Origin of the sequence: Streptomyces sp. NPDC005811 (assembly GCF_040630405.1) — a bacterium.
GTDB lineage: Bacteria > Actinomycetota > Actinomycetes > Streptomycetales > Streptomycetaceae > Streptomyces.
Genome location: NZ_JBEXXK010000029.1, coordinates 68,224 through 94,151 on the forward strand (window position 1 = coordinate 68,224; position 25,928 = coordinate 94,151).

The 25,928-nt window shown below is 74.3% G+C and carries 18 protein-coding genes; 11 read left to right on the forward strand and 7 right to left on the reverse strand.

The window, feature by feature from the left end:
* Positions 1-79: 79 nt before the first annotated feature.
* Positions 80-1,633, forward strand: coding sequence for a hypothetical protein (locus tag ABZ490_RS28950; protein ID WP_358996027.1), 1,554 nt, complete (start codon positions 80-82; stop codon positions 1,631-1,633).
* Between the two features lie 66 nt (positions 1,634-1,699).
* Here the strand turns inward: ABZ490_RS28950 and ABZ490_RS28955 are convergent, their stop codons facing one another.
* Entirely contained in the window at positions 1,700-3,043 is a 1,344-nt protein-coding gene (locus ABZ490_RS28955; RefSeq protein ID WP_358996030.1) for a PH domain-containing protein, read from the reverse strand.
* Positions 3,040-3,462 carry a PH domain-containing protein gene (locus tag ABZ490_RS28960; RefSeq protein WP_358996213.1) on the reverse strand — a complete coding sequence of 141 codons (423 nt, stop codon included), beginning with the start codon at positions 3,460-3,462 and terminating at the stop codon, positions 3,040-3,042. The genes ABZ490_RS28955 and ABZ490_RS28960 overlap by 4 nt, the downstream gene beginning before the upstream one ends.
* A gap of 152 nt (positions 3,463-3,614) precedes the next feature.
* Between ABZ490_RS28960 and ABZ490_RS28965 the strand changes: the two genes are divergently transcribed.
* Positions 3,615-4,766: an NADH-quinone oxidoreductase subunit D gene (locus ABZ490_RS28965; RefSeq protein ID WP_358996032.1), complete on the forward strand. Its 1,152-nt coding sequence runs from the start codon at positions 3,615-3,617 to the stop codon at positions 4,764-4,766.
* Positions 4,767-4,772: 6 nt separating this feature from the next.
* Here ABZ490_RS28965 and ABZ490_RS28970 read toward each other — a convergent pair whose 3' ends face one another.
* Complete coding sequence (locus ABZ490_RS28970; protein WP_358996035.1) at positions 4,773-5,828, reverse strand: SAM-dependent methyltransferase; 1,056 nt, start codon at positions 5,826-5,828, stop codon at positions 4,773-4,775.
* A gap of 118 nt (positions 5,829-5,946) precedes the next feature.
* Here ABZ490_RS28970 and ABZ490_RS28975 point away from each other — a divergent pair, with 118 nt between their 5' ends.
* Together ABZ490_RS28975 and ABZ490_RS28980 are read left to right on the forward strand one after the other, a co-directional pair.
* Positions 5,947-7,149 carry a sensor histidine kinase gene (locus ABZ490_RS28975; protein WP_358996038.1) on the forward strand — a complete coding sequence of 401 codons (1,203 nt, stop codon included), beginning with the start codon at positions 5,947-5,949 and terminating at the stop codon, positions 7,147-7,149.
* Positions 7,150-7,236: 87 nt separating this feature from the next.
* Positions 7,237-7,908, forward strand: coding sequence for a response regulator transcription factor (locus ABZ490_RS28980; protein ID WP_358996041.1), 672 nt, complete (start codon positions 7,237-7,239; stop codon positions 7,906-7,908).
* Between the two features lie 36 nt (positions 7,909-7,944).
* Here the strand turns inward: ABZ490_RS28980 and ABZ490_RS28985 are convergent, their stop codons facing one another.
* From ABZ490_RS28985 to ABZ490_RS29000, 4 genes are all read right to left on the reverse strand, one after another.
* Entirely contained in the window at positions 7,945-9,051 is a 1,107-nt protein-coding gene (locus tag ABZ490_RS28985) for a DUF5937 family protein (protein ID WP_358996044.1), read from the reverse strand.
* A gap of 96 nt (positions 9,052-9,147) precedes the next feature.
* A complete protein-coding gene (locus tag ABZ490_RS28990; protein WP_358996047.1) occupies positions 9,148-10,134 on the reverse strand; it encodes an aldo/keto reductase in 987 nt (328 codons plus the stop codon).
* 32 nt (positions 10,135-10,166) lie between these two features.
* Positions 10,167-10,937: an alpha/beta fold hydrolase gene (locus ABZ490_RS28995; protein ID WP_358996050.1), complete on the reverse strand. Its 771-nt coding sequence runs from the start codon at positions 10,935-10,937 to the stop codon at positions 10,167-10,169.
* Positions 10,938-11,002: 65 nt separating this feature from the next.
* On the reverse strand, positions 11,003-12,220 hold the full coding sequence (locus tag ABZ490_RS29000; RefSeq protein ID WP_358996052.1) for a cytochrome P450: 1,218 nt from the start codon (positions 12,218-12,220) through the stop codon (positions 11,003-11,005).
* Positions 12,221-12,657: 437 nt separating this feature from the next.
* Between ABZ490_RS29000 and ABZ490_RS29005 the strand changes: the two genes are divergently transcribed.
* From ABZ490_RS29005 to ABZ490_RS29035, 7 genes are read left to right on the forward strand one after another with little or no spacing between them, the layout of a single operon-like run.
* Entirely contained in the window at positions 12,658-14,244 is a 1,587-nt protein-coding gene (locus ABZ490_RS29005) for a condensation domain-containing protein (protein ID WP_358996055.1), read from the forward strand.
* Entirely contained in the window at positions 14,244-17,663 is a 3,420-nt protein-coding gene (locus ABZ490_RS29010) for an amino acid adenylation domain-containing protein (RefSeq protein ID WP_358996058.1), read from the forward strand. The genes ABZ490_RS29005 and ABZ490_RS29010 overlap by 1 nt, the downstream gene beginning before the upstream one ends.
* The gene (locus tag ABZ490_RS29015; RefSeq protein WP_358996060.1) at positions 17,660-18,754 is read left to right on the forward strand and encodes a cytochrome P450; all 1,095 of its coding nucleotides are present in this window, start codon (positions 17,660-17,662) and stop codon (positions 18,752-18,754) included. Before ABZ490_RS29010 ends, ABZ490_RS29015 begins: the two co-directional genes overlap by 4 nt.
* Entirely contained in the window at positions 18,751-22,497 is a 3,747-nt protein-coding gene (locus ABZ490_RS29020) for a beta-ketoacyl synthase N-terminal-like domain-containing protein (protein ID WP_358996063.1), read from the forward strand. The genes ABZ490_RS29015 and ABZ490_RS29020 overlap by 4 nt, the downstream gene beginning before the upstream one ends.
* Entirely contained in the window at positions 22,490-23,794 is a 1,305-nt protein-coding gene (locus tag ABZ490_RS29025; protein ID WP_358996066.1) for an MFS transporter, read from the forward strand. The genes ABZ490_RS29020 and ABZ490_RS29025 overlap by 8 nt, the downstream gene beginning before the upstream one ends.
* Positions 23,794-25,188, forward strand: coding sequence for a cytochrome P450 (locus ABZ490_RS29030; RefSeq protein WP_358996069.1), 1,395 nt, complete (start codon positions 23,794-23,796; stop codon positions 25,186-25,188). Before ABZ490_RS29025 ends, ABZ490_RS29030 begins: the two co-directional genes overlap by 1 nt.
* A complete protein-coding gene (locus ABZ490_RS29035; protein ID WP_358996072.1) occupies positions 25,185-25,913 on the forward strand; it encodes an alpha/beta fold hydrolase in 729 nt (242 codons plus the stop codon). Before ABZ490_RS29030 ends, ABZ490_RS29035 begins: the two co-directional genes overlap by 4 nt.
* The last annotated feature ends 15 nt before the right edge of the window (positions 25,914-25,928 follow it).

Below are 25,928 nucleotides of genomic sequence, written 5' to 3' on the forward strand. Positions count from 1 at the left end.
GCCTGTGAAGGCTTCGGTATGGCTGTGTTTTTACGGGGCGGGGCGCCAACATTCGCCTACGCGCGGTAAGTTTCTGGCCATGCCACGTGGACGTCACCGCCATTCCCCGCCACTGCACAGGCTGTTGCCTCCCTCGGCGATCGCAGGCGTCTCCCTCATCTGCGCCTTCGGCCCCTGGGTGTTCTCGGATCCCGCCGTGCTCCGCGTCGTCGCGGCCGTCGCCGCGGCCACCGCGATCGTGGGGGCCGCCGTCCTGCGCCGCTGGGACACCTACGCCGGCAAACAGGTCGCCGACCTCACGCGCGCGCGGGCGAGCGACGAGTGGCGCTTCGAGGAGCGGGTCGCCGAGCTGGAGACCGACCTCGACGAATCGCGTGAGCTGCGCGGCAAGCTGGAGAAGCGGCTGCGCTCCAAGCGCGCCGAACTGGCCGGCCTGCGCAACGAGCACGCCGCGCTGCTGCGCCGCTACGCCACGGCGGAGACCGAGCGGGCCAGCGCCCTGGAGGGCCGCCGGCTGCTCGAGATAGAGAACACGGCCGATCCGGAGCCGCACGCGCTGCCTCCGGCGGGCGGGGCGGAGCCGGAGTCGGCCGAGAACGGGACGGGGACGGACACCGCGGTCGCCGAGACGTCCGAGACGCCCGAGGCCGAGGAGACCAAGACCCCGGCGGCCTTCTCCAAGGAGGGGGCGCAGCTGTACGCGCGGGCGCGGTCGGCGCTGGCGAAGCTCGACCCGGACGCGGCCGTCGCCGAGGCCGCCGACGACTCCGGCGACCAGGAGCCCGTGAAGGTCCCGTCCGGCAAGGCCGGTGGCGAGGACTCCGCCCAGGAGGACGAGGCCGAGGGGCAGCCCGAGGCGGCCGACGAGCACACGCGCGCGGTCGCCCCCCACACGGCCGACGGGACCGACGAGGGCGGGGCGACGGACGGAACCGCTCCGGCATCGACGCGGACGGACGCGGACGAGGCCGCCTCCGACGGCACCAACGCGGACGGTGCGGCCACCGACGGCACCGCCGCCTCCCCGGCTGACGCCGAGCCGGCCGCTGCCGAGCGCCGTGCCGTGGCTCCGGTCGGCTCCGGCCGTACGGCGTCCCCGGTGGCTCGTGCCGAGCGTGCCGCCTCCCCGGCTGACGCCGCCGACCGGACCCCCTCCGGGGTCGAGTCCACGCCCACCGGCTCCGGAACCGCCGCCCCGGCGGCCGCCGTTGCCGTGGCCACCGCCCCCGCCCCGTCGGCGTCGGCGTCGGCTGTCCCCGCCGTGTCCGCCCTGTCCGCCGCGCTCGTCCCGCGGCCCGCCGCGCCCGTGGTGCGGCCGTCCGGGCACTTCACCGTGCCGACCGCCGTGGCCGTCGTCCCGGCCGCGCAGCCGGTGCGGCGTCCCCTGGTCGAGGGCGGGTTCGACTTCTTCGGTACGAAGAGCGCGACGCCGGACGCCCTGGACTCGGTGCAGAACGAGGACCTCGCCGACGTCGTCGGCCAGGAGGCGCTCGCGCTGCACAAGGCCGAGGCCGAGGCGGAGTTCAAGCCGGCCGGCGAGGAGGCGCGCGGCGTCGGCCAGGTCATCGACCTGACCGCGCACGACGAGACCGAGGTGATCGACCTCCAGGGCCTGCGCAGCGCGGTGTCCTGACCCGTCGTCACCCCTGGTGGCACCGAGGGCCGTGCGGTCACCGCACGGCCCTTCGGCTTGTGGGCGTCACGCCATCCAGCGGTCGGGCCGGGCGTCCCGGCGGCCGGTGCGGGACCGCTCGGCCTGCGCGTGCAGCAGCTCCGCGGCCTCCTGAGCGTCCCTCAGACGGGCTGTGACGGTCTTGTCGGCCCCCGTGTCCACATGGACGGCGGCGAGCCCCCACAACCGCTGCCAGGGGCCCTGCGTCAGCCGTACGCTCTGGACCTTGGCGTGGGGCACGAGAGCGAGGGTGCGGTGCAGCAGTCCGTGCCGGGTGGCGAACACGGCGTCCGTGACGGCGATGCCGTACCCCCGCCACCACAGCGGCGCGCACCGCCCGGCCCGGCGCGGCGGGCGTGACAGCGAGTCCGCCGCCGGCACGGTCACCCCGGGCAGCACGCGCGCGACGACGGCCTCCGCGACCGCGCGCGGGGCGACCGGCACCAGCACGGAGTTGGCCGAGCCCGCCACGTCCAGCTCGACGCGCACCCGGTCGCGGCGCCGCCACAGCAGCGGCTGCACGATCCGCACGGTCTGCACCCGCCCCGGCGGCACCGTCTCGTGCGTGCGGTCCAGCAGCCCCCGGTCGATGCGCAGGCCGTCCGGGGACTCGGCGACCGTCCAGTCGTACTCGCCCACGAACCGTCCGGCGCTGCGCGCGCCCGCCGCGCCGAGCAGGGGCAGGCCGGTCGCGAGGACCGTCACCACGCTGTGGGTGAGCAGCCACAGGACGGGCGGGACGACCAGGGCGGCGGCGACGGCTCCCCACGCCGAACCGGTCAGCACCAGCGCGATCAGCAGCTCGCGCGCGGGGACGCTGAGCAGCTCGCGCGCCGGCGCCTCGCCGACCTCGTGCGCCGTCTCGGGGGCGAAACCCGCCGCCCGCGCGAGCAGTTCGGCCCGCAGCGCGCGTGCCTCGTCCTCGCCGAGGAAGGCGAGTTCGTCCTTCTTCTCGGCGCCGACGACGTCGAGCCGCAGTTTCGCCACCCCCGCCATCCGGGCGAGCAGCGGCTGGGTCACGTCGATCGCCTGGATGCGCTCCAGACGGATGTGCGCGGTGCGCCGGAACAGCAGGCCGGTGCGGATGCGCAGTTCGTTGTCGGTCACCGCGAAGTGGGTGAACCACCAGGTCAGGAAGCCGTACGCGGCCGACGCCGGGACCAGCACGGCGAGCGCGATCAGCAGGGTCGTCGTGGTCAGCCGGGTGAGCTGCTCCTGCGCCTGGTCGGGGTCGTGCACCGCCCAGCCGACGAGCACGGCGACGGGCGCCCAGGCGCGCCGGAACGGGGTGACGGGGTGCAGCCGGCGCTCGGCGACGGCCGGCCGTACCGCCGCCACGGGGACGTCGTCCTCGACGTCCTGGGCGGTCACAGGCCCGCCGATCGGGCCTCGCCGAGCTCGGTGAGCCGGTCGCGCAGCCGTTCCGCCTCGGCCGGGTCGAGACCGGGGATCGTCGCGTCGGTGGCGGCGGCCGCGGTGTGGAGCTGGACGCTGGCGAGCCCGAAGTGCCGTTCGACGGGCCCGGAGGTCACCTCGACGAGCTGCATGCGGCCGTACGGCACGACGGTCTCCTCACGCCACAGCACGCCCCGGCTGATCAGCAGGTCGTCGGCGCGCTCGGCGTACCGCCAGGAGCGCCAGTTGCGGCCGAGGAGCACCCAGCCCCAGCCGGTCCCGGCCAGCGGCAGCAGCGCGAAGGCGGCCCACGCGGGGCCGACGCACAGGCCGAGCACCAGCCCGACGGCGACGGCCGCGAGCCCGAGCCAGACCACCAGCAGCAGTCGCCGCATCCGCAGCAGCCCCGGCGGCAGCCCGGTCCACTCCGGACCGGCCGCCGCGGTCGCCGCGGCCTCCACGGTCCCCGCTCCGGCCTCGGTCGTCCTGGTGCCCCCTGGGCTCCCCGTTTCCATACCGCCAGCGTACGTAGGGGAGACTGGATGCCATGACTCCTACGACGGAGACCACGGTCGGGATCGGCGGCGCCGCGGAGAGCACCGACATGGTGCTCAACATCGGCCCCCAGCATCCCTCCACGCACGGGGTGCTGCGGCTGAAGCTGGTGCTGGACGGCGAGCGGATCCGGCACGCCGAGCCGGTGATCGGCTATATGCACCGCGGTGCGGAGAAGCTGTTCGAGGCGCGCGACTACCGCCAGATCGTCATGCTGGCCAACCGCCACGACTGGCTGTCCGCGTTCTCCAACGAGCTGGGCGTGGTCCTCGCGGTGGAGCGGATGCTCGGGATGGAGGTCCCCGAGCGCGCGGTGTGGACGCGCACGCTGCTCGCGGAGCTGAACCGGGTGCTCAACCACCTGATGTTCCTGGGGTCGTACCCGCTGGAGCTGGGCGGCATCACGCCGGTCTTCTACGCGTTCCGCGAGCGCGAGGTGCTCCAGAACGTGATGGAGGAGGTCTCCGGCGGGCGGATGCACTACATGTTCAACCGGGTCGGCGGCCTCAAGGAGGACCTGCCGGCCGGCTGGGCGTCCCGCGCGCGTGCCGCCGTCGCGGCCGTCCGCTCGCGCATGGACGTCTTCGACGACCTCGTCCTCGGCAACGAGATCTTCCGGGGGCGCACGCGCGCGGTGGGCGTGCTGTCGCCGGAGGCCGTGCACGCGTACGGCGTGAGCGGACCGATCGCGCGCGCCTCGGGCGTCGACTTCGACCTGCGCCGCGACGAGCCCTATCTCGCGTACGGGGAGCTCCAGGACGTCCTGAAGGTGGTGACGCGCGAGGAGGGCGACTGTCTCGCCCGTTTCGAGTGCCTGCTCGCGCAGACCCACACCGCGCTCGACCTCGCGGACGCCTGTCTGGACCGGCTGGCCGAGCTGCCGCCCGGCCCGATCAACCAGCGCCTCCCCAAGGTCCTCAAGGCGCCCGAGGGGCACACGTACGCGTGGACCGAGAACCCCCTCGGCATCAACGGCTACTACCTCGTCAGCAAGGGCGAGAAGACGCCGTACCGCCTGAAGCTGCGTTCGGCCTCCTACAACAACATCCAGGCCCTCACCGAGCTGCTGCCGGGCACCCTGGTCGCGGACATGGTGGCCATCCTGGGGTCGATGTTCTTCGTGGTCGGGGACATCGACAAGTAGGCGGGCCTAGAGGAGCGCGTCGGGCAGTCCCACCGGCTGGAGCAGCCAGCCGAAGTCGCCGAGTCCGCCCGGTGCGGTGAGTTCGGCCGCCTCCCCGGCGCCCGCGAGGGCGCGGACGTAGGCGGCGGGGTCGGTGGAGGCCAGCGCGAGCGGGGGGCGCGCGCCCGTGACGCCCAGGGCGTGCAGGGCGGCGCGCTGGGTGAGCAGCCGCGGGACCGGCGGGTCGTACGCCGTCCCGCGCGCCGTCGCCCCCGCCCCGGCCCGCGCGCACGCGTCCAGGGCGACATGCGCCGTGATGTCGCATGTCCCGTCCGGTACGGGGGCCGTCTCGCGGCCCTCCCGGAAACCGGTGAGCGTGCCGAACGGAGGGCGCTCGGCCGCCGTGTGGGCGTAGTCCACGGCCACCGCGAGCCCGCGCGCGACGGACGAGACGGCGGACGCCCAGGCCGTGTCCCGGGGCAGTCCGATCTCCGCCCGCAGCCCCGGCTCGTCCGGCAGCGGCCACCAGCGCGCCAGCCACTCGGCCTCCGGGCCGGACACCGGGTCCCCGAGCCGCTCGGTGCCGTCCGGCCGTACGAGGACCAGCCGGGGCACCCCCGCGGGGTCGACCTCGGCCACCTCCAGCGGCACGTTGTCGAGCCACTCGTTGGCGAACAGCAGCCCGGTGACGTCCGGCGGGGGCGCGGGGAGCCACGCGATCCGGGGATCCAGTCCCGGCGGGCGGTCGGCGAGCTCGACGGCGTACGCGCGCGTGCGGTCCGCCACCTCGGCGGGGAGCGCGGCGAGGACACCGGTGACGAGTTCGCCCCGGCCGGCGGCCAGGTCGACGAAGTCGAGCCGTCCGGGCCGCCCCAGCGCCTCGTCGACCCGGCACAGCAGCCGGGCGACGGCTCCGGCGAAGAGCGGGGAGGCGTGCACCGACGTACGGAAGTGGCCGGCCGGGCCCTCGGGCCGCCGGTAGAAGCCGTCCGGGCCGTACAGCGCGGCCTCGGCCGCCGCCCGCCACCCGCGCCGGCCGCCGGGGGCCCCGGGGGCGTCGGAGGCGCTCACTTCGTGCGTCATCCGGTCAGACTAGGCGTCCAGGTGATCACAGCCTCCACCTTGGGGAGTATGCGCGCCGGGACCGGATCGGTCCTTCGGCTGACCCCCGCACACTCGGCGCTTCCCTACGCTGGGTTACGTGCAGCGCCTTTATGACTTCCTCCGCAGACACCCGACCGGGGTGGACGGCTTCTGGGCCGTCGTCCTGTTCGGGATCACCGCGGCTGCCGGGACCGCGGGTCAGGACCGCGGCGGCACCGACTCCGCGGCGCTGCTCGTGCCGGTCGCCCTCCTCCTGTGCCTGGTCATCGCGCTGCGCCGGATCATGCCCGAGAAGATGCTGGTGCTGGCCGCCGCGCTCGGCGTGGCCCAGCTCGTGCTGAACGTCGGGGTCACGGCCGCCGACTTCGCCCTGCTGGTGATCGTCTACACGGTCGCCGCCACCGGCGCGCGCTGGGCCTCCCGGCTCGCCCTGGTCATGGCCCTGAGCGCGGCCACGCTGGCGCAGGTGCGCTGGCCGCACGAGCACGCGAGCGTGCCGGGCCAGTTCGCGGTCATCGTCTTCCAGACCGTGCCGTTCGCCCTCGCCTGGGTGCTCGGCGACTCGATCCGCACCCGGCGCGCGTACTTCGCGCAGCTGGAGGAGCGCAACGCCCGGCTGGAGAAGGAGCGCGAGGCGCAGGCCAAGGTCGCGGTCGCCGCCGAGCGCGCCCGGATCGCCCGGGAGCTGCACGACGTCGTCGCGCACAACGTCTCGGTGATGGTGGTGCAGGCCGACGGTGCCGCGTACGTCCTCGACGCCGCGCCCGACCAGGCGAAGAAGGCCCTGGAGACGATCTCCTCCACCGGCCGCCAGGCCCTGGCGGAGATGCGCCGGCTGCTGGGCGTGCTGCGTACGGGGGAGCACCAGGAGGTCGGGGAGTACGTCCCGCAGCCGGACGTCGAGCAGATCGAGGACCTCGTCCAGCAGTGCCGCGGCTCGGGGCTCCCCGTCGATTTCAAGATCGAGGGCACCCCGCGGCCGCTGCCCAGCGGCGTCGAGCTCACCGCGTACCGGATCGTGCAGGAGGCGCTGACGAACACGCGCAAGCACGGCGGGCCCAACGCGGGGGCGAGCGTGCGGCTGGTCTACTTCGACGACGGTCTCGGGCTGCTCGTCGAGGACGACGGCAAGGGCGCCCCGCACGAGCTGTACGAGGAGGGCGGCGCCGACGGCCAGGGGCACGGCCTGATCGGCATGCGGGAGCGGGTCGGCATGGTCGGCGGCACGCTGGACGCGGGCCCGCGCCCGGGCGGAGGATTCCGCATCAGCGTCCTGCTCCCGCTCAAACCGGCGCATTGACGCCGACGCACGCCCTTCGTTGACACCTGTCACGCTACCCACGGCAGAGACCCGACCCACGGAACCCGACCCACGGAAGAGGACCCGATGACGATCCGCGTGATGCTCGTCGACGACCAGGTGCTGCTGCGCACCGGGTTCCGGATGGTGCTTGCCGCCCAGCCGGACATGGAGGTCGTGGCGGAGGCGGGCGACGGCGTCGAGGCCCTTCAGCTGGTGCGCTCCACGGAGGTGGACGTCGTCCTGATGGACGTCCGCATGCCGAAGCTGGACGGTGTCGAGGCCACCCGGCGGATCTGCGCGGAGCCGGAGCCGCCGAAGGTGCTGATCCTGACCACGTTCGACCTGGACGAGTACGCGTTCTCCGGGCTGAAGGCGGGCGCCTCCGGCTTCATGCTGAAGGACGTGCCGCCCGGGGAGCTGCTCGCCGCGATCCGCTCCGTGCACAGCGGTGACGCCGTGGTCGCGCCCTCCACCACGCGCCGGCTCCTCGACCGGTTCGCGCCGATGCTGCCCAGCACCGGCAAGGAGCCCCGGCACCAGGGGCTGGAGCGGCTCACCGACCGTGAGCGCGAGGTGATGGTGCTGGTCGCGCAGGGGCTGTCCAACGGGGAGATCGCCGCCCGGCTGGTGCTGTCCGAGGCGACCGTGAAGACCCATGTCGGCCGCATCCTGACCAAGCTGGGGCTGCGCGACCGGGTGCAGGTGGTGGTGCTGGCCTACGAGACGGGGCTGGTGCGGGCCGGCGGCCACGGCTGACCCGGACCGGGTCAGCCGTGGCCCCGGGGGCGCCGGTCAGCGCAGGAGGCCCTCCAGGAAGTCGCTGCCCAGGCGGGCCACCACCGTCACGTCCAGCTGGTGCAGGACGTACCGGCCGCGGCGGCGGGTGGTGATGAGGGAGGCCTTCTTGAGGACCCCGAGGTGGCGGGATATCTCGGGGGCCGTCATGCCCAGGGACTGGGCCATCTCGCTCGTGGTGTGGGCGCTGCGGGCCAGCAGCCGGCAGATCCGCATCCGGACCGGGTGGGAGAGCGCGGTGATGCGCAGCGTCAGCTGCTCGACCGAGGGCGGCGAGGCCAGTTCGGGGGAGCCGACCGGGTAGTGCAGGACCGGCTGCCAGCCGTACCGGTGCAGGACCATCAGATGCGGCCAGCCGAGGCTGGTCGGGACGAGCAGGAGCCCGCCGTCCGCCGTGGCGGTGCGGCCGTTGGCCATCTTGTCGACGGAGATCAGCGTCCCGCTCTCGTCCAGCGAGACGGCCGAGGAGACCGAGGTGAGCGCCTCCGCCAGGCCCTTGCGGCGCAGCAGGTCCGTCTTGCGGCGGGCGTCGGCGGCGAGCGGGAGGCTCACCCGGGCCCAGACGTCGGCGAAGAACGCCTCGTCGCAGTCCCGGAGGAACTGCCGCAGCCAGGCGCGCACCCCGGGCGGGTCGTCGAGCAGCCGCCGGGTGAAGTGCACCTGCCGGGGGCCGCGCGCGGCGGCCAGGTCCAGGGCGCGGCGGTGCTGGGCGGGGTCGGCGAGGACGTCGAGGCCCGGCGTGTCGTACTCGGGGGTGCACATGAACTCCGTCGCGGCGTTCACGAACTGTTCGTCCGTGAGCTTGTCCAGGAGGTCCAGTTCCTCGGTGAGGGTGGCGCCGGGGTGGGCGTCGCGGCCCGGGAGGCCGGCGTACGGCAGGAAGAGGTCGGAGAACGTCGTCCGCCACAGGAAGTCCGCCTCGCACATCCGGTCGGCGAGATACGGGTCCAGGCGGGCGGTGACCGCGGTGACCCAGCCCTGGAGACCGGGGTGGTGTCCGGGCTCGGACAGCGCGTGCAGGGCCATGCCGAGCTCGGCCAGGGGCGAGGGCACGACGGTGACCCGCTCCGGCCGCAGCCCCGTGATGTCGATGCGGACGCTCATGTCCTCATGGTGCACCCCGCCACCGACAACCCGGCCTCCGATTGACGACAGCCGTCAATCGGGAGCCGGGTTCTCCGTGCCGGGACGCGGGCGGGGTCAGTTCACGCCGTCGAGCTTCGCCCGCTGCTCCGCGGTCAGCTCCAGGTCGACCGCGGCCAGGCTGTCGTTCAGCTGGTCGATCGAGGAGGCGCCGACCAGCGGCAGGATCGGGATGTCGCCGCCGAGCAGCCAGGACAGGACGACCTGGTTGACGCTCGCGCCGGTCTCCTCCGCCACCTCGCGCACCGCCCGGAGGCGGGGCTCGGTGCCCGCGTGCTCGAAGCCCGGGCCGAGCGGCTTGTCGTCGCGGACGTACGCCCCCGCCAGCAGCGGCGAGTAGGCGACCTGGGTGAGGGAGGGGTGGGCGCGGACGTAGCTGAGCAGATCGGCGCTGACCAGGCCCTGGTTGCCGTCGGGCGAGCGCAGGCTCGGGACGTCGGCGCGCTGGCGGAGGTAGCTGTGGTGGTGCTGGAGGACCTCGTAGCCGGGCAGGCCGGCCGCCCGGGCGAGGGTGCGGGCGGCCTCGATCCGCCAGGCCCAGTGGTTGCTCGCGCCGAGCAGGCCGGCGACCCCGTCGGCGACGACCTCGCCGAAGCCCTGGACGGTCTCCTCCAGGGGCGTTTTCTCGTCCATGATGTGCGCGTACAGCAGGTGAATGCGCTCGATGCCGAGCCGCTCCCTGCTGCGTTCGGCGGATTCCCGGATGGTCTTGGCCGAAAGTCCTTCGACATTCAGGCTGAAACCGCTCGTCGGCTCGTTCGGGCGGGCGCCGAGTTTCGTGGCGAAGGTGATCTCGTCGCCGATGCCGCGGCTGCGGATCCAGCGGCCGAGCAGTTCCTCGCTCTCGCCGCCCTGGGTGCCGTCGACCCAGAAGGCATAGTTGTTGGACGTGTCGATGAAGGTGCCGCCGGCCTCGACGAAACGGTCGAGCAGGGCGAAGGAGGTCGCTTCGTCGGTCACCGTCCCGAAGAGCATGGAGCCGAGGCTCAGAACACTCACCTCGCGGCGGGTGGCCGGGTCGCTGCCGATGACGCGGTATTTCATGAGGGTCCTCTTCGGGATTCCGAGTAATTGGTTCAGGAATTAATCATTCCGGAATTGATGATTCCGGCCTGGGGGGCGAGTGCGTCGGCGATGGTCCGCGCGACGGCGTCGAGATGCGGCACCAGGAAGAAGTGGCCGCCCTCGAAGGTGTGGAGGGCGAACGCGTCGGTCGTGTGCGTGGCCCAGGCCCGGGTCATGGGGGCGTCCACGCGCGGGTCCACGTCGCCGATGAACGCGGTGACGGGGCAGTCGAGCGGGGGCGCGCCCCGGTAGCGGTACGTCTCGGTGGCGACGTAGTCGCTGCGCACCGCGGGCAGGATCGCCGCGAGCAGCTCGGGGTTGTCCAGCATCCGGGTGTCGGTGCCGCCGAGGAGCTTCATGTCGGCGATCAGCTTCTCGTCGCTCGCCCGGTGCACCGAGCCGGGCGCGGGCACCGAGGGCGCGCGCCGCCCCGACACGAACAGGGCGCGCGGACGGGCCCCGGCGGCGTGCAGCCGGGCGCCCACCTCGAACGCGAGCGTGGCGCCCATGCTGTGCCCGAACAGGGCGTACGGCTCCTCGGCCCACTCGGCGAGTTCGGCGGCGACGGTGTCGGCCAGCTCGTGCAGATCCTCGACGCAGGGTTCGTGGAACCGCTCCTGGCGGCCCGGGTACTGCACGACCAGCACCTCGGCCCGGGGCGAGAGCCGCGCCGAGAACGGGTGGAAGAAGGCGGCGTTGCCCCCGGCGTGCGGAAACACGAACAGCCGCACGGCACCGGGCGCGGCGGCGTGGAAACACCGCAACCACGGAGTCCCGGGCACGCGCACCCCTGCCGTGCTCCCCCTGGCCGCAGTCCCCGGAATCCCGGTGGCCCCGCTCACCCCGCTCACCCCGTGTTCGGCCGGGGGCGGGCCGTGATCGGTACGTGCTTCCAGCCCGAGACGAAGTTGGAGGCCAGGCGTTCCGGGGTGCCGGCCGGGCGGAAGGTGTCGAAGCGGGTGAGGAGTTCCTCGAAGAGGATGCGCAGGGTGACGCGGGCGACGCTGTGGCCGATGCAGTAGTGCGGGCCGATGCCGAAGGCGATGTGCTTGTTGGGCCTGCGGCGGATGTCGAAGGTGCCCGCGTCGGGGAAGACGGCGTCGTCGCGGTTGGCGGAGCCGAGCCAGACGACCACCGCGTCACCGGCGCTGACCTGGGTGTTCCTGACCTCGACGTCCCGGGTGGCGTACCGCAGGAAGTGGTTGACCGGCGAGGCCCAGCGCAGCGCCTCCTCGGTGGCGGAGGTGGTGAGCTCGGGGTGCGCGGCCCAGTCCTCCAGGACGCCCTGGTCGATGAACTCCGCCATCACGTAGTTGGGGGAGTGCGGGGTGGTGACGTTCGCGCCGAGCAGCAGGCTGTAGCAGTTCGCGACGATCTCGCCGGGGTCCATGTGGCGGCCCTCGAACTCGGTGGAGATCAGCACGCTGAGCAGGTCGTCGCCGAGGTTCTGCCGGCGGAAACGCACCAGGTCCTGGAAGTAGGCGAACAGATCGCGGTGGGCGCGTTCCAGGGTGGCGGCCTTGCCGCCGGGGTCCTGGTACTCGGGGTCGTCGGCGGCGATGCAGATCGTCGTCAGCCGGCTGAGCCAGGCCCAGTCCGCGCGGGGCAGGCCCATCATGGTGCCGGTCACGGACATCGGCATGGCCAGCATGGCCTCGGCGAAGTCGAAGGTGCCGCCGTCGCCGAGCGGGGAGATCAGGTCCACGACCAGGGGTCTGATCATGTCCTTCTGCCGCTCCACGGCCTTCACGGCGAGGGCCTTCTTGAGGCGGGTCTGCATCTCGGTGTGGCGCGGCGGGTCGGTGACGGCGAGCTGTTTGCCGCCGGCCGGGTCGTCGGTGCCGAGCAGGTCGAGCATGGTGCCGCGCTCCGAGGTGAAGGTCTCGGTGTCGCGCAGGACGCGCTCGGCGTCGTGGAACCCGACGATGTTCCAGAACCCGCGCTTCTCGTCGACCTCCTGGCGGGTCAGGGTCTCCTGGGCCCGCATCCACCGCCAGACGGCGTGCGCGTCGCCTCCGCTGTACAGCCAGGGGTCGACGAGATCGGCCGTCGCCCCCTGGTGCACGGGGCATCCGGAAATCGCTGCTGCGGGTCGGGCGGCGTCATGGACTTTCAAGGGGTCGTCCTTTCGTCCGGTGAGGATGCCGCGGGCCAACGTACACGACAGGTGGCGGGTGAAGCTTAATTATTTGACGATCTGTTGACGCTGTTCGTGGGAGTGTAATGAATTGGACATGTTCGGCGTTGAATTGATTTTGCGCCACCTGGCCAGAAACTGGTGCGCAATCGGTCTGACCTGCCGGGAACGCGCCAGGCAAGGAAAGCCTTGACATGCTCATCATGGGCTGCCTACGGTAATTCAGCCATTGAGCGGCGCTCACCGTTCTGGCCGTGTCGGAAACGCATTTTGCTTTCCATTTGTTTGCGCACCGTTTTACCGCATGCTGTTTGCGGCTCCTGTAAGCGGTTTCAGTGTTCACATGAGTTTCGGGGGAATCTCGCGTGTTGTCCGTTTGGTACCCGGCCACCCGCATGCAGCAGGGCCTGTGGGTCCTCGACCGCGACGAGCTGCAACGACCCACCCAGCTCGTGCCGTCCGTCGTGGAGTTCACCGGCGAGGTGGACCACGGACACCTCGTCGAGGCCGCCCGGCTCACCCTCGCCCGCCATCCCTCCCTGCGGGCCCGCTTCCGCTTCGACCTCGGCAGGCGCCGGGTCGAGTACCGCACCGACGGCGAGCCCGGCCCGGTCCTGCTGCGCGACGCCGAGGCCGAGGGACTCACCGGCGCCGAGGCCGACGCGTACGTACGCACACTCTGCGGCACCCCGTTCGACCTGGCCGCCGACGCACCCGCCCGGGCCGTCGTCGTACGGCTCGACGCCCGCCGCACCCTGCTGGTCCTCGTCTCCCACCACATCGTCGTCGACGGACTGTCGCGCACGATGCTCCTGGAGGAGATCTTCACCGTCTACCGCGCCCGGCTCGCCGGTACCGTCCCGCGGCTGAGCGACCCCCCGCACCCCGCCTCCGTCGTCCCCGAGCGCCCGCCCGAGGAGATCGCCGCCCAGGTCGACGAGGTCGTCGAACGGCTCAGGGGTGCCCCCGTCGACGTACCCCTGCCCTTCGAGCGCGGGGCCGGCGACGACCTGGAGGCCGCCCGGCTCGGCGCCACCGTCACCACCCGGCTGGACGCCGACCGCACGGCGAAGGCCCTGGCGGTCGCCGCCGAGGAGGGCTGTACGACGTTCATGCTCGGCGTCGCCCTGCTCTCCGCGACCCTGGCCAGGAACAGCGGACAGCGCGACTTCCTGATCGCCTTCGCCTGGCCCGGCCGCGACCACCCAGACGCCGGGGACGTCATCGGCATGTTCATCACCACCGTGGTGCTGCGGATCTCCCTGGAGCCCGGCACCACCTGGCGGGACCTGCTCGGCGCCGCCCGGATCGCCGCCATGGAGGCGTTCATGGACGCCGACGTGCCCCTGGACGCGCTCGCCGCCCGCCTCAACCCCGACCGCACCCGGATCTGGCCGCCCCTCACCCCGGTCCTGCTCAACCTGGACGACGCCCCCCACACCCCCGTGCTCGCCCCCGGTGTCACCGGCCGGCTGCGTCCGCTCGACCCCCTCTACGTCAAGTACGACCTCGCGGCGTTCGTCCGCATCACGGACGACGCCGAAGGACGGCGGCTCGAACTCTCCCTCGACCACCCGACGGACGTCACCGACCCCATGGCCGTGTCCGCCTTCCTGACGGATCTGCGGCGCAGTGCCGCGGACCTTGCCACCTCACCGGAGGAACCCGTGCTGGAACAGCCCGCCCGGACCATCGACCTGGACGACCCCGAGGAGCGGCTCGACCTCGTGCGATCCGTGTGGCGTGAGGTCCTCGGCATCGAGGACACCGCCGACGACCCCGACGACGACATCAGCTTCTTCGAGTCCGGCGGCGACTCCCTGCTCCTCGTGGTCCTGGTGGAGCGCCTCAGCCAGGCCTCCGGGCGGACCCTGCGCACCATCGACCTGTTCCGCTCCGCCACCGTCAGCGGCCAGGCCGACCTCCTCGCGAAGCCCGCCGAGGCCCTCTGATGGCGCCGGCCCGCGAAGCGCTGGCCGTCTCCGTCCTCGGCGGCGGGGTGGACCCGGCGAGCTTCGCCACGGAGACGTTCCTCTCCCTCGGCGGTGACTCGCTGCGGGCGATGCGCCTGGCCGCCCGCGCCCAGGAGCAGCTCGGCCTGCGCATCCCCGTGCTCGACCTCCTCGGCGGGCGCCCGCTCGCCGAGGTGCTCGCCGGGGCGCGGGCCGCACAACCCGCCGGGACCGCCCACGACACCCCCCGGCAGGACGACGACGGCGCCCTCTCACCCGCCCAGCGCGGCATGTGGCTCATCGAGCGGGTGGCCGGCGGCTCGCCGTACAACCTCGTCTTCACCGCGTACACCGAGGACGGCGGCCGGATCGACCGCGGCGCCCTCGCCAAGGCGCTCGCCGAGACCGCCGCCCGCCACGAGGGCCTGCGCACGGTCTTCCGGGAGAGCACGGCCGACGGCGAGGACGACGTCGTACGGGAACTGCTGCCCGCGCACACCCCGCAGCTGACGGAGATCGCGCACGAGGGGCCGGCCGGGGAGTTCGAGGCGTTCGTGCGCCGGGAGGGGGCCGAACAGGGCCGCAGTCCCTTCGACCTGGCGGCCGCGCCCGCCTGGCGGCTGCTGCTCTTCACCCACCCCGAGGGCCGGGACGCGATCGTCCTCGCCGCGCACCACATGGTGCTCGACGGCCGGGCGGTCGGACTGCTGCTGCGCGAGCTGTCCGCCCGGCACGCCGCGCTCACCGGCACCGGGCCGGAGCCCGGGACCGGCGAGGCCCCGCCGGTACGGCTGCTGACGGACCGCCAGGAGACCCTGCGCGCACAGGGCGTGTGGGACACCCAGGCCGCGTTCTGGAAGGAGCACCTCGACGGGGCGCCCACCACCCTCGAACTCCCCGCCGACCGGCCGCGCCCCGCCCTCCAGGACGCCACCGGCGAACGCACCGGCCTCGACCTCGGACCGGCCCTGTCCGCCGCCGTCACCGAGCGGGCCCGCACCCTCGGCGTCACCCCGTACGCCTTCCTGCTCGGCGCGTTCGCCCTCGCCCTCGGCCGCCGCACCGGGACCCGCAGTCTGCTCGTCGGCGTGCCGCTGCTCGGCCGGCAGAGCGCCGGGCTGGAACGGCTGATCGCCGTCGCGGGCAACCTCGTACCGGTCCGCGTCGACCTCGACGACGACGCGAGCCCCGCCGCCTACCTGCGCTCCGTGCACACCGCGCTCGGCCGCGCCATCGACGCGGGCGACCTCCCCTTCGAGGAACTGGTCGCCCGGCTCGGCGTCGAACGCAGCCTCGGCTGCCACCCGCTCGTCCAGGTCTGCTTCGGCATGCACGACCAGCTCGTGCCCCGCACCCTCGACGCGGGCACCGCCCGCCTGCGCGTCGAGGAGGGGCACGGCGGCGGCTCCCAGTTCGACCTGACCATGCTCATCGGGCACTCCGACCCCGCCTACGCGGGCCATGTCGAGTACGCCACCGCCGTGTGGACCGAGACCGAGACCCGCGCCTTCGTCGCCGACTTCCTGGCCGGCGCCGAGGAACTCGCCACCGGGGACGCGGCCCGCCTGGAGGACGTACGCGGCCTCTCCGCCGAGGGCCACGCCCGGCTCACCGCCCTCAACGCCACCCGCACCGCCTTCCCCGACACCTCCCTCGACGCGTTGTTCCGCGCGGCCGCCGCCCGCACCCCGGACGCCGTCGCCGTACGGGACGCCACGGCGGCCCTCACCTACGCCCAACTGGCCGGCGCGGCCGGGGAACAGGCGCGGCTGCTGCGCGCCGCCGGGGTCCGCCCCGGGGACCGGGTGCTGGTCGGCGTGGACCGCTCGGTCGCCGAGGCCGTCGCCGTCCTGGGCGTGCTCTGGGCGGGCGCCGCCTACGTGGGCGTCGAACAGAGCGCCACCGACGCCCAGCTGGCGAGGATCGTGGCCCGCGCCGCGCCCGCCGCCGCGCTGGTCGGCCCGGCGGACGGCGGGACGGCCGCCCGGTTCCGGGGCCTGGGCGCCGAGCCGGTGGCCGTGTGGGAACCCGACTGGAAGCCCGCGCCCGACGTCCCCGAACCGGCCCCCGAGGACCCCTCCCGCCTGGCCTACGTCGCCTTCACCTCCGGCTCCACCGGGGAGCCCAAGGGCGTCGCCGTGCCGCACCGGGCCGTGATCCGGCTGGTGCACGACGCCGGGTTCGTACGGCTCGGCCCGGGGGAGCGGATGCTGCGGCTGTCGCCGCTCGCCTTCGACGCCTCCACCCTGGAGGTGTGGGGCGCCCTGCTCACCGGCACCGCCCTGGAGGTGCATCCGGCGGGCCTCGCCTCGCCCACCGAGCTCGGGGCGTTCCTGCGCGAGCGCGGGATCACCGTGGCCTGGCTGACGGCCGGGCTGTTCCGGCTCGTGGAGGAGTTCGCCCCCGACGCGCTCGGCGGCCTCGGGCAGCTGCTGACCGGCGGTGACGTCGTCCCGCACGAGCACACCGCCCGCGTCCTCGCCCGCCACCCCGGCCTCGTCGTCACCAACGGCTACGGCCCCACCGAGAACACCACCTTCACCACCACCCACTCCGTCTCCTCGCCCGACGAGGTCGACGGCCCGCTGCCCATCGGCCGGCCCGTGCCCGGCACGCGCGTGTACGTCCTCGACGCCCGCCGCAGGCTGCTGCCGCCCGGCGCGGTCGGCGAGCTGTACGCGGCGGGCGAGGGCCTCGCCGACGGCTACCTCGGCGACCCCGACGAGACGGCCCGCTCGTTCGGGGCGTTCTCGCCCGACGTGCCCGAGCGGCTCTACCGCACCGGCGACGTCGTACGCCTCGACTCCCGCGGCCGGCTGACCTTCCTCGGCCGCGCCGACGACCAGGTCAAACTGCGCGGCTACCGGGTCGAGCTCAGCGCCATCGCCGACGTGCTGAGCGGCCACCCGGCCGTACAGGACGCCGTCGTGCTGGTCACCGAGGGGGACAGCGCCGACAAGCGGCTGGTCGCCGCGGTGGTCCCGGTGCCGGGCGCCGCCCTCGCCGCCACCGATCTGCGCTCCCTGCTCCAGCGGACGCTGCCCGCGTACATGGTCCCCACCCTGTGGACGCTCGTGGACGGCATCCCCGTCACCGCCAACGGCAAGGTCGACCGGCGCGCCCTCGCCGCCTCCGCCGTCCCCGCCGGACAGGCCGAGCGGAGCGCCGCCGACCCCGGAGCGGCCCTGACCGCGCGGATCGCCGAGCTGTTCGCCGAACTCGCCGACGGCACCGAGGCCGGGGACATCGACGCCGACACCGACTTCTTCATGGTGGGCGGCAACTCCCTGGGCGCCGTACGCCTCATGCGCAAGGTCAAGGAGCACCTCGGCACGACCGTCCGGCTCCGCGACTTCCTGCTCTCGCCGACCCCGGCGGGCCTCAGGGCACTCGTCGAGAAGGAGGCCGGCGGCGCGTGAACGCCACACCCCCGCTCGCGTGGGACGAGGACCTCGAATGCTGGGTGGTCGCCGATCCACGGCTCGCCCGGCAGGTCCTCCACCACCCCGGCTTCACCTCCGGGACGTTCGAGCGCTCCTTCCAGCTCTACATGGGCGAGGCGGTCCGCGAGGAGTACCGCGACCTCACCGCGTTCCTGCGGCTGTGGTTCGTGCAGACCGACGCCCCCGAGCACACCGCGCTGCGCCGCCCCGTGCAGCGCCTGCTGTCCGCCTCCTACGTCCGCTCCCTCGCGCCGCGCGTCGAGGAGATCACCGACGCCTGCCTGGACGCGCTGGCCGCGAGCCCGCCGTACGACGTCGTCCCGGCCGTCGCCGACGGGATCTCCGGCCGGGTGATGGCGCACGTCGTGGGCGTCGCCGAACCCCCGGAGACCCTGCACCGCTGGGCGCGCACCCTGTCGCTGTTCATCGGCGCCATGTACCGCCGCGACCACGCGGCCGAGGCGCACCGCACGATGGTGGAGATGACCGAGGCGCTCTCCCGCGCCGACGCCCCCCGCTCCTTCCCGCAGGGGACCCCCGAGGACCGCGCCCGCACCACCGCGACCTGGGCGATGAACCTCTTCGGCGGCCTGGAGACCACCTCCTCGCTCCTCGCGTCGACCGTCATGGACGCCCTGGCCGAACCGGCGGTCTGGGACGCCGTACGGGAACAGCGGCCGGGCGCGGCCGAGGAGTTCGTCGAGCGGGTCCTGCAACGCCGGCCGCCGCTGCGGCACCTGGGCCGGGTCGTGGCGTACGACCAGGAACTCGCCGGGGAGTCGATGCGCGCGGGCGATCTCGTCCTCGTGAGCCTCACCGGGGAGGGGCTGCTGGAGGAGACCGGGGGCGGCGGCGCCTGTCCGGTCACCGGGGACCAGCACCTCGTCTTCGGCTTCGGCCCGCACTACTGCGTGGGCGCGCCCCTCGCCCGGCTGGAGGCGGCCGTCCTGCTCCGCCGGTTCGCCGCCCGCTTCCCGGACGCGCGGATCGCCGCCGAGACCCCCGAGTGGGGTCCCAACCTGTCGTACGTGGGCCTCGACCACCTCTACATCGAGCTGGGGGTGTGAGCGTGCCGAGCGCCGCGCAGGGCGCGGTGGCCGTCGTGGGCATGGCCTGCCGGCTGCCCGGGGCCGGGGACGTGGAACGGTACTGGGCGCTGCTCGGCGCCGGGGCCGACGGCATCAGCCGCCCCGCACCGGACGAGCTGATCGCGCGGGGCGCCGACCCGGCGTACGTCCGCCGGGAGAACTTCGTGCCCGCGATGGGGGTGATCGCCGACTCCCGCCGCTTCGACCACGCCTACTTCTCCTACAGCCGGGCCGAGGCCGCCGCCACCGACCCGCAGCAGCGGGTGTTCCTGGAGGCCGCGGTCACCGCGTTCGACGACGCCGGACTCGACCCGACCCGCTTCCGGGGGCGCGTCGGGGTGTACGCCGGTGCCGACCGGGTGGGCGAGCACCTCGACCCCGGCCTGGGCGAACTCGCCCGCTACATCGGCCGGGAGAAGGACTTCCTCGCCACCCGCGCCGCCTACAAGCTCGGGCTGCGCGGCCCCGCGCTCACCGTGCAGACCGCCTGCTCCACCTCCCTCACCGCCACCCACCTCGCCGTGCGCGCCCTCCTCGGCGGCGAGTGCGACGCCGCGCTCGCCGGCGGTGTCACCGTGATGCCCGACGGCGAGTGGGGCTACCTCCACGAGCCCGGCGGCATCCTCTCGCCCGACGGCCGCTGCCGCCCCTTCGACGAGCACGCGGCCGGCACGGTCCCGAGCGAAGGCGTCGCCGTGGTCGTCCTCAAACGGCTCGCGGACGCGGTGCGCGACGGCGACCGGATCGCCGCAGTGATCACCGGCAGCGCCGTCAACAACGACGGCTCCGACAAGATGGCCTTCACCGCGCCCTCCCCGGCCGGGCAGAGCGAGGTGATCCGCGCCGCGCAGCGCGTGGCCGGCGTCGACCCCGCCGACCTCGACCACATCGAGGCCCACGGCACCGCGACCCGGCTCGGCGACCCCGTGGAGGTCCAGGCGCTCGCCGAGGTCTTCGGCCGTCCGGTGCCGGGCCGTCCGCGGTGCGCGCTCGGTGCCGTCAAGGGCAACATCGGGCACACCGGCGCGGCCTCCGGGGTCGCCGGTCTGATCAAGACCGCGCTGATGCTGGAACGCCGCCGGCTGGTGCCCACCGCCCACTACACCCGGCCCAACCCGCTGCTGGAGCTGGACGGTTCACCGTTCCGGATCCTGGACCGGGCCGAGCCCTGGGACGCGCCCCGCGCCGCCGCCGTCAGCTCCTTCGGCGTCGGCGGCACCAACGCCCACGTCGTCCTCACCGCCGCCCCCCGCACCGCCCCCCTGCCCGACCGCCCCGGCCCCCGCCCCCTGCTGCTGTCGGCGGCGGCACCGCGGGCCCTGGGAGAGGCGGCGGGTCTCCTCGCCGACACCCTCACCGGGACCGCGCCCCCGGAACCCGGTGCGGACGGCGGGCCGGCCGTGCAGGCTCCGACCGTCGCCCAGGTCTCCCGGACCCTTGCCGCGCGGCGGACGTACAAGCACCGGGCGGCCGTCGTGGCGGCCGACGGGGAGCAGGCGGCACGGCTGCTGCGCTCGGTCGCCGCCCGCGAGAGCGCCCGCGACGCGGGCGCCGGGCCGCGCAGGCTCGGCAAGGTCGCCTTCGTCCTCCCCGGCCAGGGCACCCTGCGGCACGCCGCCGGCGCCGCCGCGCACCGGGCGCTCCCCGGCTTCCGCACCGCCTTCGACACGATCGCCCGGCACGTGCGGGACACCCATGGCGTCGACCTGACCCCCGCCGTCGACACGGAGGCCGGCGTGTCCGAGGACTGGTTCGCGGACACCGTGCACCAGCAGCTCGCCCTGCTGGCCCTCGGGCACGCCTTCGGCAGCCAGCTCAAGGAGTGGGGCGTACGGCCCGCCGCGCTGCTCGGCAACAGCGTCGGCGAGTACGCGGCCGCCGCCCTCGCCGGGGTCTGGTCCCCGCAGGACGCCGCCGACGTGGTGCACCTGAGGGCCCGCGCCATGGCGGACGCCGAACCCGGCCGCATGGTCAGCGTCACCGGCGACGCGCGGGAGATCGCCGCCCGGCTCCCCGCCGGCGGCGAGGTCACCGTCGCCGTGGCGGGCCCGGGGACCGCCGTGCTGGCCGGACCCGAGAACGCCCTGACGGACCTGCTGGCGGGCCCCGCGCTGGCGGGCCTGCCGATCACGCCGGTGCACACCCGGCACGCCTTCCACTCGAAGGCCATGGAACCGGCAGCCGAGGCGGTGCGGACCCACCTGTCGTCGGTGCCCGCCCGCCCGCCCCGGCTGCCCTTGATCTCCAACACCACCGGCGAGCGCGCCGACCCGGACCTGGTGGCCCGGCCCGACTACTGGGCCACCCAGCTCCGCAGCCCCGTCCTGCTCGCCCGCGCCATGGACACCCTCCTCGCCTCCGGCTGCACGACGTACGTCGAGCTCGGCCCCGGCAGCTCGATGCTCGGCGGACTGCGCCGCAGCGCCGGCTGGGACGCCGCCGCCTTCACCGCCGTACGCCTGACCGGACGGCCCGGCGAACCCGCCGAGGACGCCCTGCTGTCGGCGCTCGCCACCCTGTGGGAACGGGGCGTCGACCGCGCACTCGGCGACCTGGTCGAGCCGGCAGGCCCGGGGGCGGAGCGGGTGTCGCTGCCCGGGTACCGGTTCCAGGGGGAGGATCCACAGCAGGAGCGGCGGGAGGCGCGGCGGGGGACCGGGGAGCCCGCGCGCACGCCGGAGCCTGCCTCGGCGCGCACTTCCGCGGTCGCCCCGGCGCCCGCCCCCGCCCCCCGCGCCCCCCACGGTCTGCGGGCCGTCCTCGCCGACGTCTGGTGCCGCACCCTCGGCACGGACGAGGCCCGTGACGAGGACGACTTCTTCGTGCTGGGCGGCGAGTCCCTGATGGCCGTCGGCCTGATGTCCGCCGTCCGGGAGCGCACCGGTCACACCCTGTCCGTCACCGACTTCTCCCGCCGGCCCACCTTCGGCGACCTCGTGGCGGCCGTCACCGGCGGCACCGAGGCGCCCCCGGTGCCCGGGGTCGCCACCCTCGCCGAGGGACGGCCCGGGGAACGCCCGCTGTTCCTGGTCAGCGACGCCGTCGGCACCGCGCTCCCGTACCGGGACCTCGCCGGCGCCCTCGCCGCCGCCGGCTGCCCCCGGCCGGTGCTCGGGCTGGAGGACGCCGACGACCCCCGGGGCACCCCGCGCACGGTCGCCGCCCTCGCCGCCGCACACCTCGGCGCGCTGCTGCGGGCCCGCCCCGAGGGGCCGTACACCCTCGGCGGCTGGTCCTACGGCGCCGTCGTCGCCCATGAACTGGCCCGGCAGCTCGTCCGGCGCGGCGAGCTTGTCGACGTCCTGCTGTGCCTGGACGGCTTCGTGCCCGACACCGCCGGACTGCCCGTCGGCCTCGCCCCCGACTTCCTGCGCGCCGGTCTGCGGCACCGGGCCGAGGCCGCGCTCGGCGTCGGCCCGCTCGGCCGGCGGCTGCGCGGGGAACCGGAGCTGCGGCGGCGGTTCGCCGCCCGGCAGACCGCCCTGCTGCGCCACCGGCCGCGCCCGCTGCCCTGCCGCGCGGTCCTGTTCACGGCGGCCGAGGGGCTCGCGCCGGACGGCCCGGAGCGGCTGCGGGCCCGGCTGGCCGGGCTGTACGGCGGCGGGCTGCGGGTGGAGCGGGTCCCCGGCGACCACTGGTCGATGCTCGCCCCGCCCCACGCGGGCCCCCTCGCGGCCCGGCTCCTCGCGGTGCTCGACGAGAAACGGAGTGACCATGGCTGACGCGATCACCCAGGACGCGGCGCAGGCCCGCCCGGGGGAGCCGAAACCGCTGCTGCGCAACGCCGACTTCCAGGCGCTGTGGACCAGCGAGGCGTTCGCCGCGCTGGCCAAGGAGACCGCCGAGGTCGCCTACCCGCTGCTGATCCTCGCCACCGGCGGCTCCGCGTTCTACGCCGGTGCCGTCGGCTCCGCCCAGCTCGTCACCGCCAGCCTGATGTCGATCCCCGGCGGCACCCTCGCCGACCGCGTCGACCGGCGGCTGCTGCTGCTCGTGTGCAACCTGGTGCGCGTCGTCCTGCTCGGGCTGCTGGCGCTCCTCGTCTCCACCGGCCACACCCACCCCGTCGTCATCCTCGCCGTGGCCGTCGGCTCGGCGGCCTGTCTCGGCGTCTCCAACCCGACCGGACTCGCCGTCATCAAACAGCTGGTGCCGCCCTCGCAGCTGACCCAGGCCACCGCGCAGAACCAGGTCCGGTACTTCGCGGCCACCATGGGCGGGCCCCCGGCCGGCGGCTCGCTGTTCGCCGTCGCGCGCGCCTTCCCGTTCCTCACGTCGGCCCTGTCGTTCCTGGTGTCGTCCGTGCTGCTGCTGTTCATCCGCAAGCCCCTGAAGGTGGAGAACCCCGGGCCCGGCGAGAAGCGCAACGCCGCCGAGGGCTTCCGCTTCCTGGCCCGGCAGCCCGTCCTGCGGCTGCTGATCGTCTGGATCATGGGCTCGAACATGGCGTTCACCCACACCGGCGTCTTCCTCGCGCTGATCGCCACCGCCGAGAGCCGGGGCGCCTCCGCCACCTTCACCGGTCTGCTGCTGTCCATCGCCGGCATCGGCGGGGTGGTCGGCTCGCTCCTCGCGAGCCCGATCATCAAGCGGGTGCCGCCGCCGGTGCTGTTCCTGACGGCCGCCTGGATCGGTCCGGTCGCCGCCGTCCTGCTCGCCAACGTCTCCGGGCTCGTCCCGCTCGGCGTCATCGTCGCCTGCGTCTTCCTGCGCGGGCCCATCACCAGCGCCCTGTTCCTCGCCTACCTCGCGGCGATGGCGCCCGACCGGACCCAGGGCCGGGTGCTCGGCGCCGTGATGTTCATGTCGATGGTGGCCGCGCCGCTCGGCGTGTTCGGCGTCGGCGCCCTCTTCGACCTGGCCGGACCCACCGCGGTCTTCACGGCCATGGGCATCGTCTCGGGCCTGGCCGCCCTGCCCACGCTCAGCCCCCGCATCCGCAAGCTCGCCCCGCCGGAGGAGTACGCCGTCACCGACGCGGCGGAGCCGTCCGGCGCCCCGACCTCCAAGGAGACGTGATGCCCGCCGACACCACCCGGCAGCCCTCCGCACCCGCCACCACCCCGGCGGACGGTCCCCAGGAGCCCGCCGTCACCCCGGCTTCCACGCCCCCCGTCCCGGCCCCCGCCCTCGCCGCGCTCGTCGGCATCGCGGCCGGCGGCGACCGCCTCCCCCCGGAGTTCTTCACCCACCCCGACCCGGCGCCCGGCGCCACCCACGCCGCCAACACCCGTCTGCGCGCCAGCGGCTGCCCGGTCCACGCCATCGACTACCCGCCCGGCGGCGACGCCTACGTGGTCTCCGCGTACGAGACCGCGCTCAGGGCGTTCGGCGACCCGAGGCTCTCCAAGTCCGTGGACAACGCGCCCGGCTGGTTCCGCGACCTCCTCAAGGACAGCAGCCCGGTCCTCATCCGCAACATGATCACCGCGGACGCGCCCGAGCACACCCGGCTGCGCCGGCTGGTCAGCCGCGCCTTCGTCCCGCGCCGGATGGCCCTGCTGCGGCCCCGCATCCAGGAGATCACCGACGAACTCGTCGACGCGCTGCCCGCGTCGGGCGAGATCGACCTGATGGAGTTCGCGTTCACCCTGCCCATGCGGGTCATCTGCGAATTCCTCGGCGTCCCCATCGAGGACCGCCCCGACCTGCACGCCTGGGGCTACTGGCTGAGCGGCGCCCCCTTCGCGGACGAGGAGTCGAACCGTCAGCTGAAGGTCGCCAGCGACAGCATCGAGCAGTACCTGATCGGGCTGCTCGACCGGCGCCGCGCCGAGGGACTCGGCGAGGACCTGGTCTCCATCCTGCTGCGGGCCGCCGACGAGGAGGACGTCTTCACCAACGACGAACTCGTCTCCACCCTCGTCCTGCTGATCATCGCCGGCCACAAGACCACCGCCAACCTCATCGGCAACGGCTTCCAGGCACTGTTCCGCTTCCCCGACCAGCTCGCCCTCCTGCGCAGCGAGCCCGAGCTGGTCGAGTCGGCGGTCGAGGAGTTCCTGCGCTTCGAACCGCCCGTCTACCGCGGCACCCTGCGGGTGGCCACCGAGGACATGGAGCTCGACGGCTGCCCGATACCCCGCGAGGGCTTCGTCCACATCCTCATGGACTCCGCCAACCGCGACCCCGAGGCCTTCGAGCACCCCGACCGCCTCGACATCACCCGTGCCAACAACCGCCACTTCGCCTTCGGCCACGGCGCCCACTTCTGCGTCGGCGCCCCCCTCTCCCGCGTCGAGGGCTCGGTCGCCTTCCCGACCCTGCTGCGCCGCCTGCCCGGCCTCGAACTCGCCGTCCCGCACGACGAGCTGGAGTGGGTCTTCGACAACTCCACCAGCCGGGGCCTGAAGAAGCTGCCGGTGCGCTACACGGCCCGGCTGGCCGCCGCACCGGAAGGGACGAGCCGATGACCGAGCCGACGACCGCGCGCACGACCCTGGTCTGCCTGCCCTTCGCGGGGGCCGGCGCCTCCTTCTTCCGCCCCTGGCAGCGGATCGCGGGCGAGAGCCTGACGATCCTGCCGCTCCAACTGCCAGGCCGTGAACGCCGTATCGACGAGGAACCGCACACCGAGGCCGGCACCGCGGTCGAGGGCCTGTACGGCGACCTGCGCGCCGCCCTCGACGCCGACCCCGCGCTGCCGCGCCGGATCGCCCTGTTCGGCCACAGCCTGGGCGCCGTCCTCGCCTACGAACTGGCCCACCGTCTCGTCGCGGACCCCGGTGACACCACGCTCGCCCGCCTCTTCGTCAGCGGCTCCCCGCAACCCGCCGAACAGCGCGCCCGCCGCGCCACCGGTCTGCCCGACGACGCGTTCCTCGCCCGGGTCCACGAGTTCGCCGGGTACACCCACGAGGCGCTCGACGACCCGGAGATGCGCGAGCTGATCCTGCCGACGCTCCGCGCCGACGTGGAGATGCACGAGAACTACACGCCGTCCACCGATCTGCCGCTGCCCGCGCCGCTCACCGTGCTCCGCGGCAGCCACGACGAACTCGTCAGCGGCGAGGAGGCGGCGGCCTGGGCGAAGGCCGCGGGCGCCGGCTTCCGGTCCGCGGAGCTGGCCGGCGGCCACATGTACCTGACCGGGTCGGCGGCGGAGCTGCTGGCCGTCGTCACCGCCGACCTGCACTGAGCCGAGAGGAGCGGG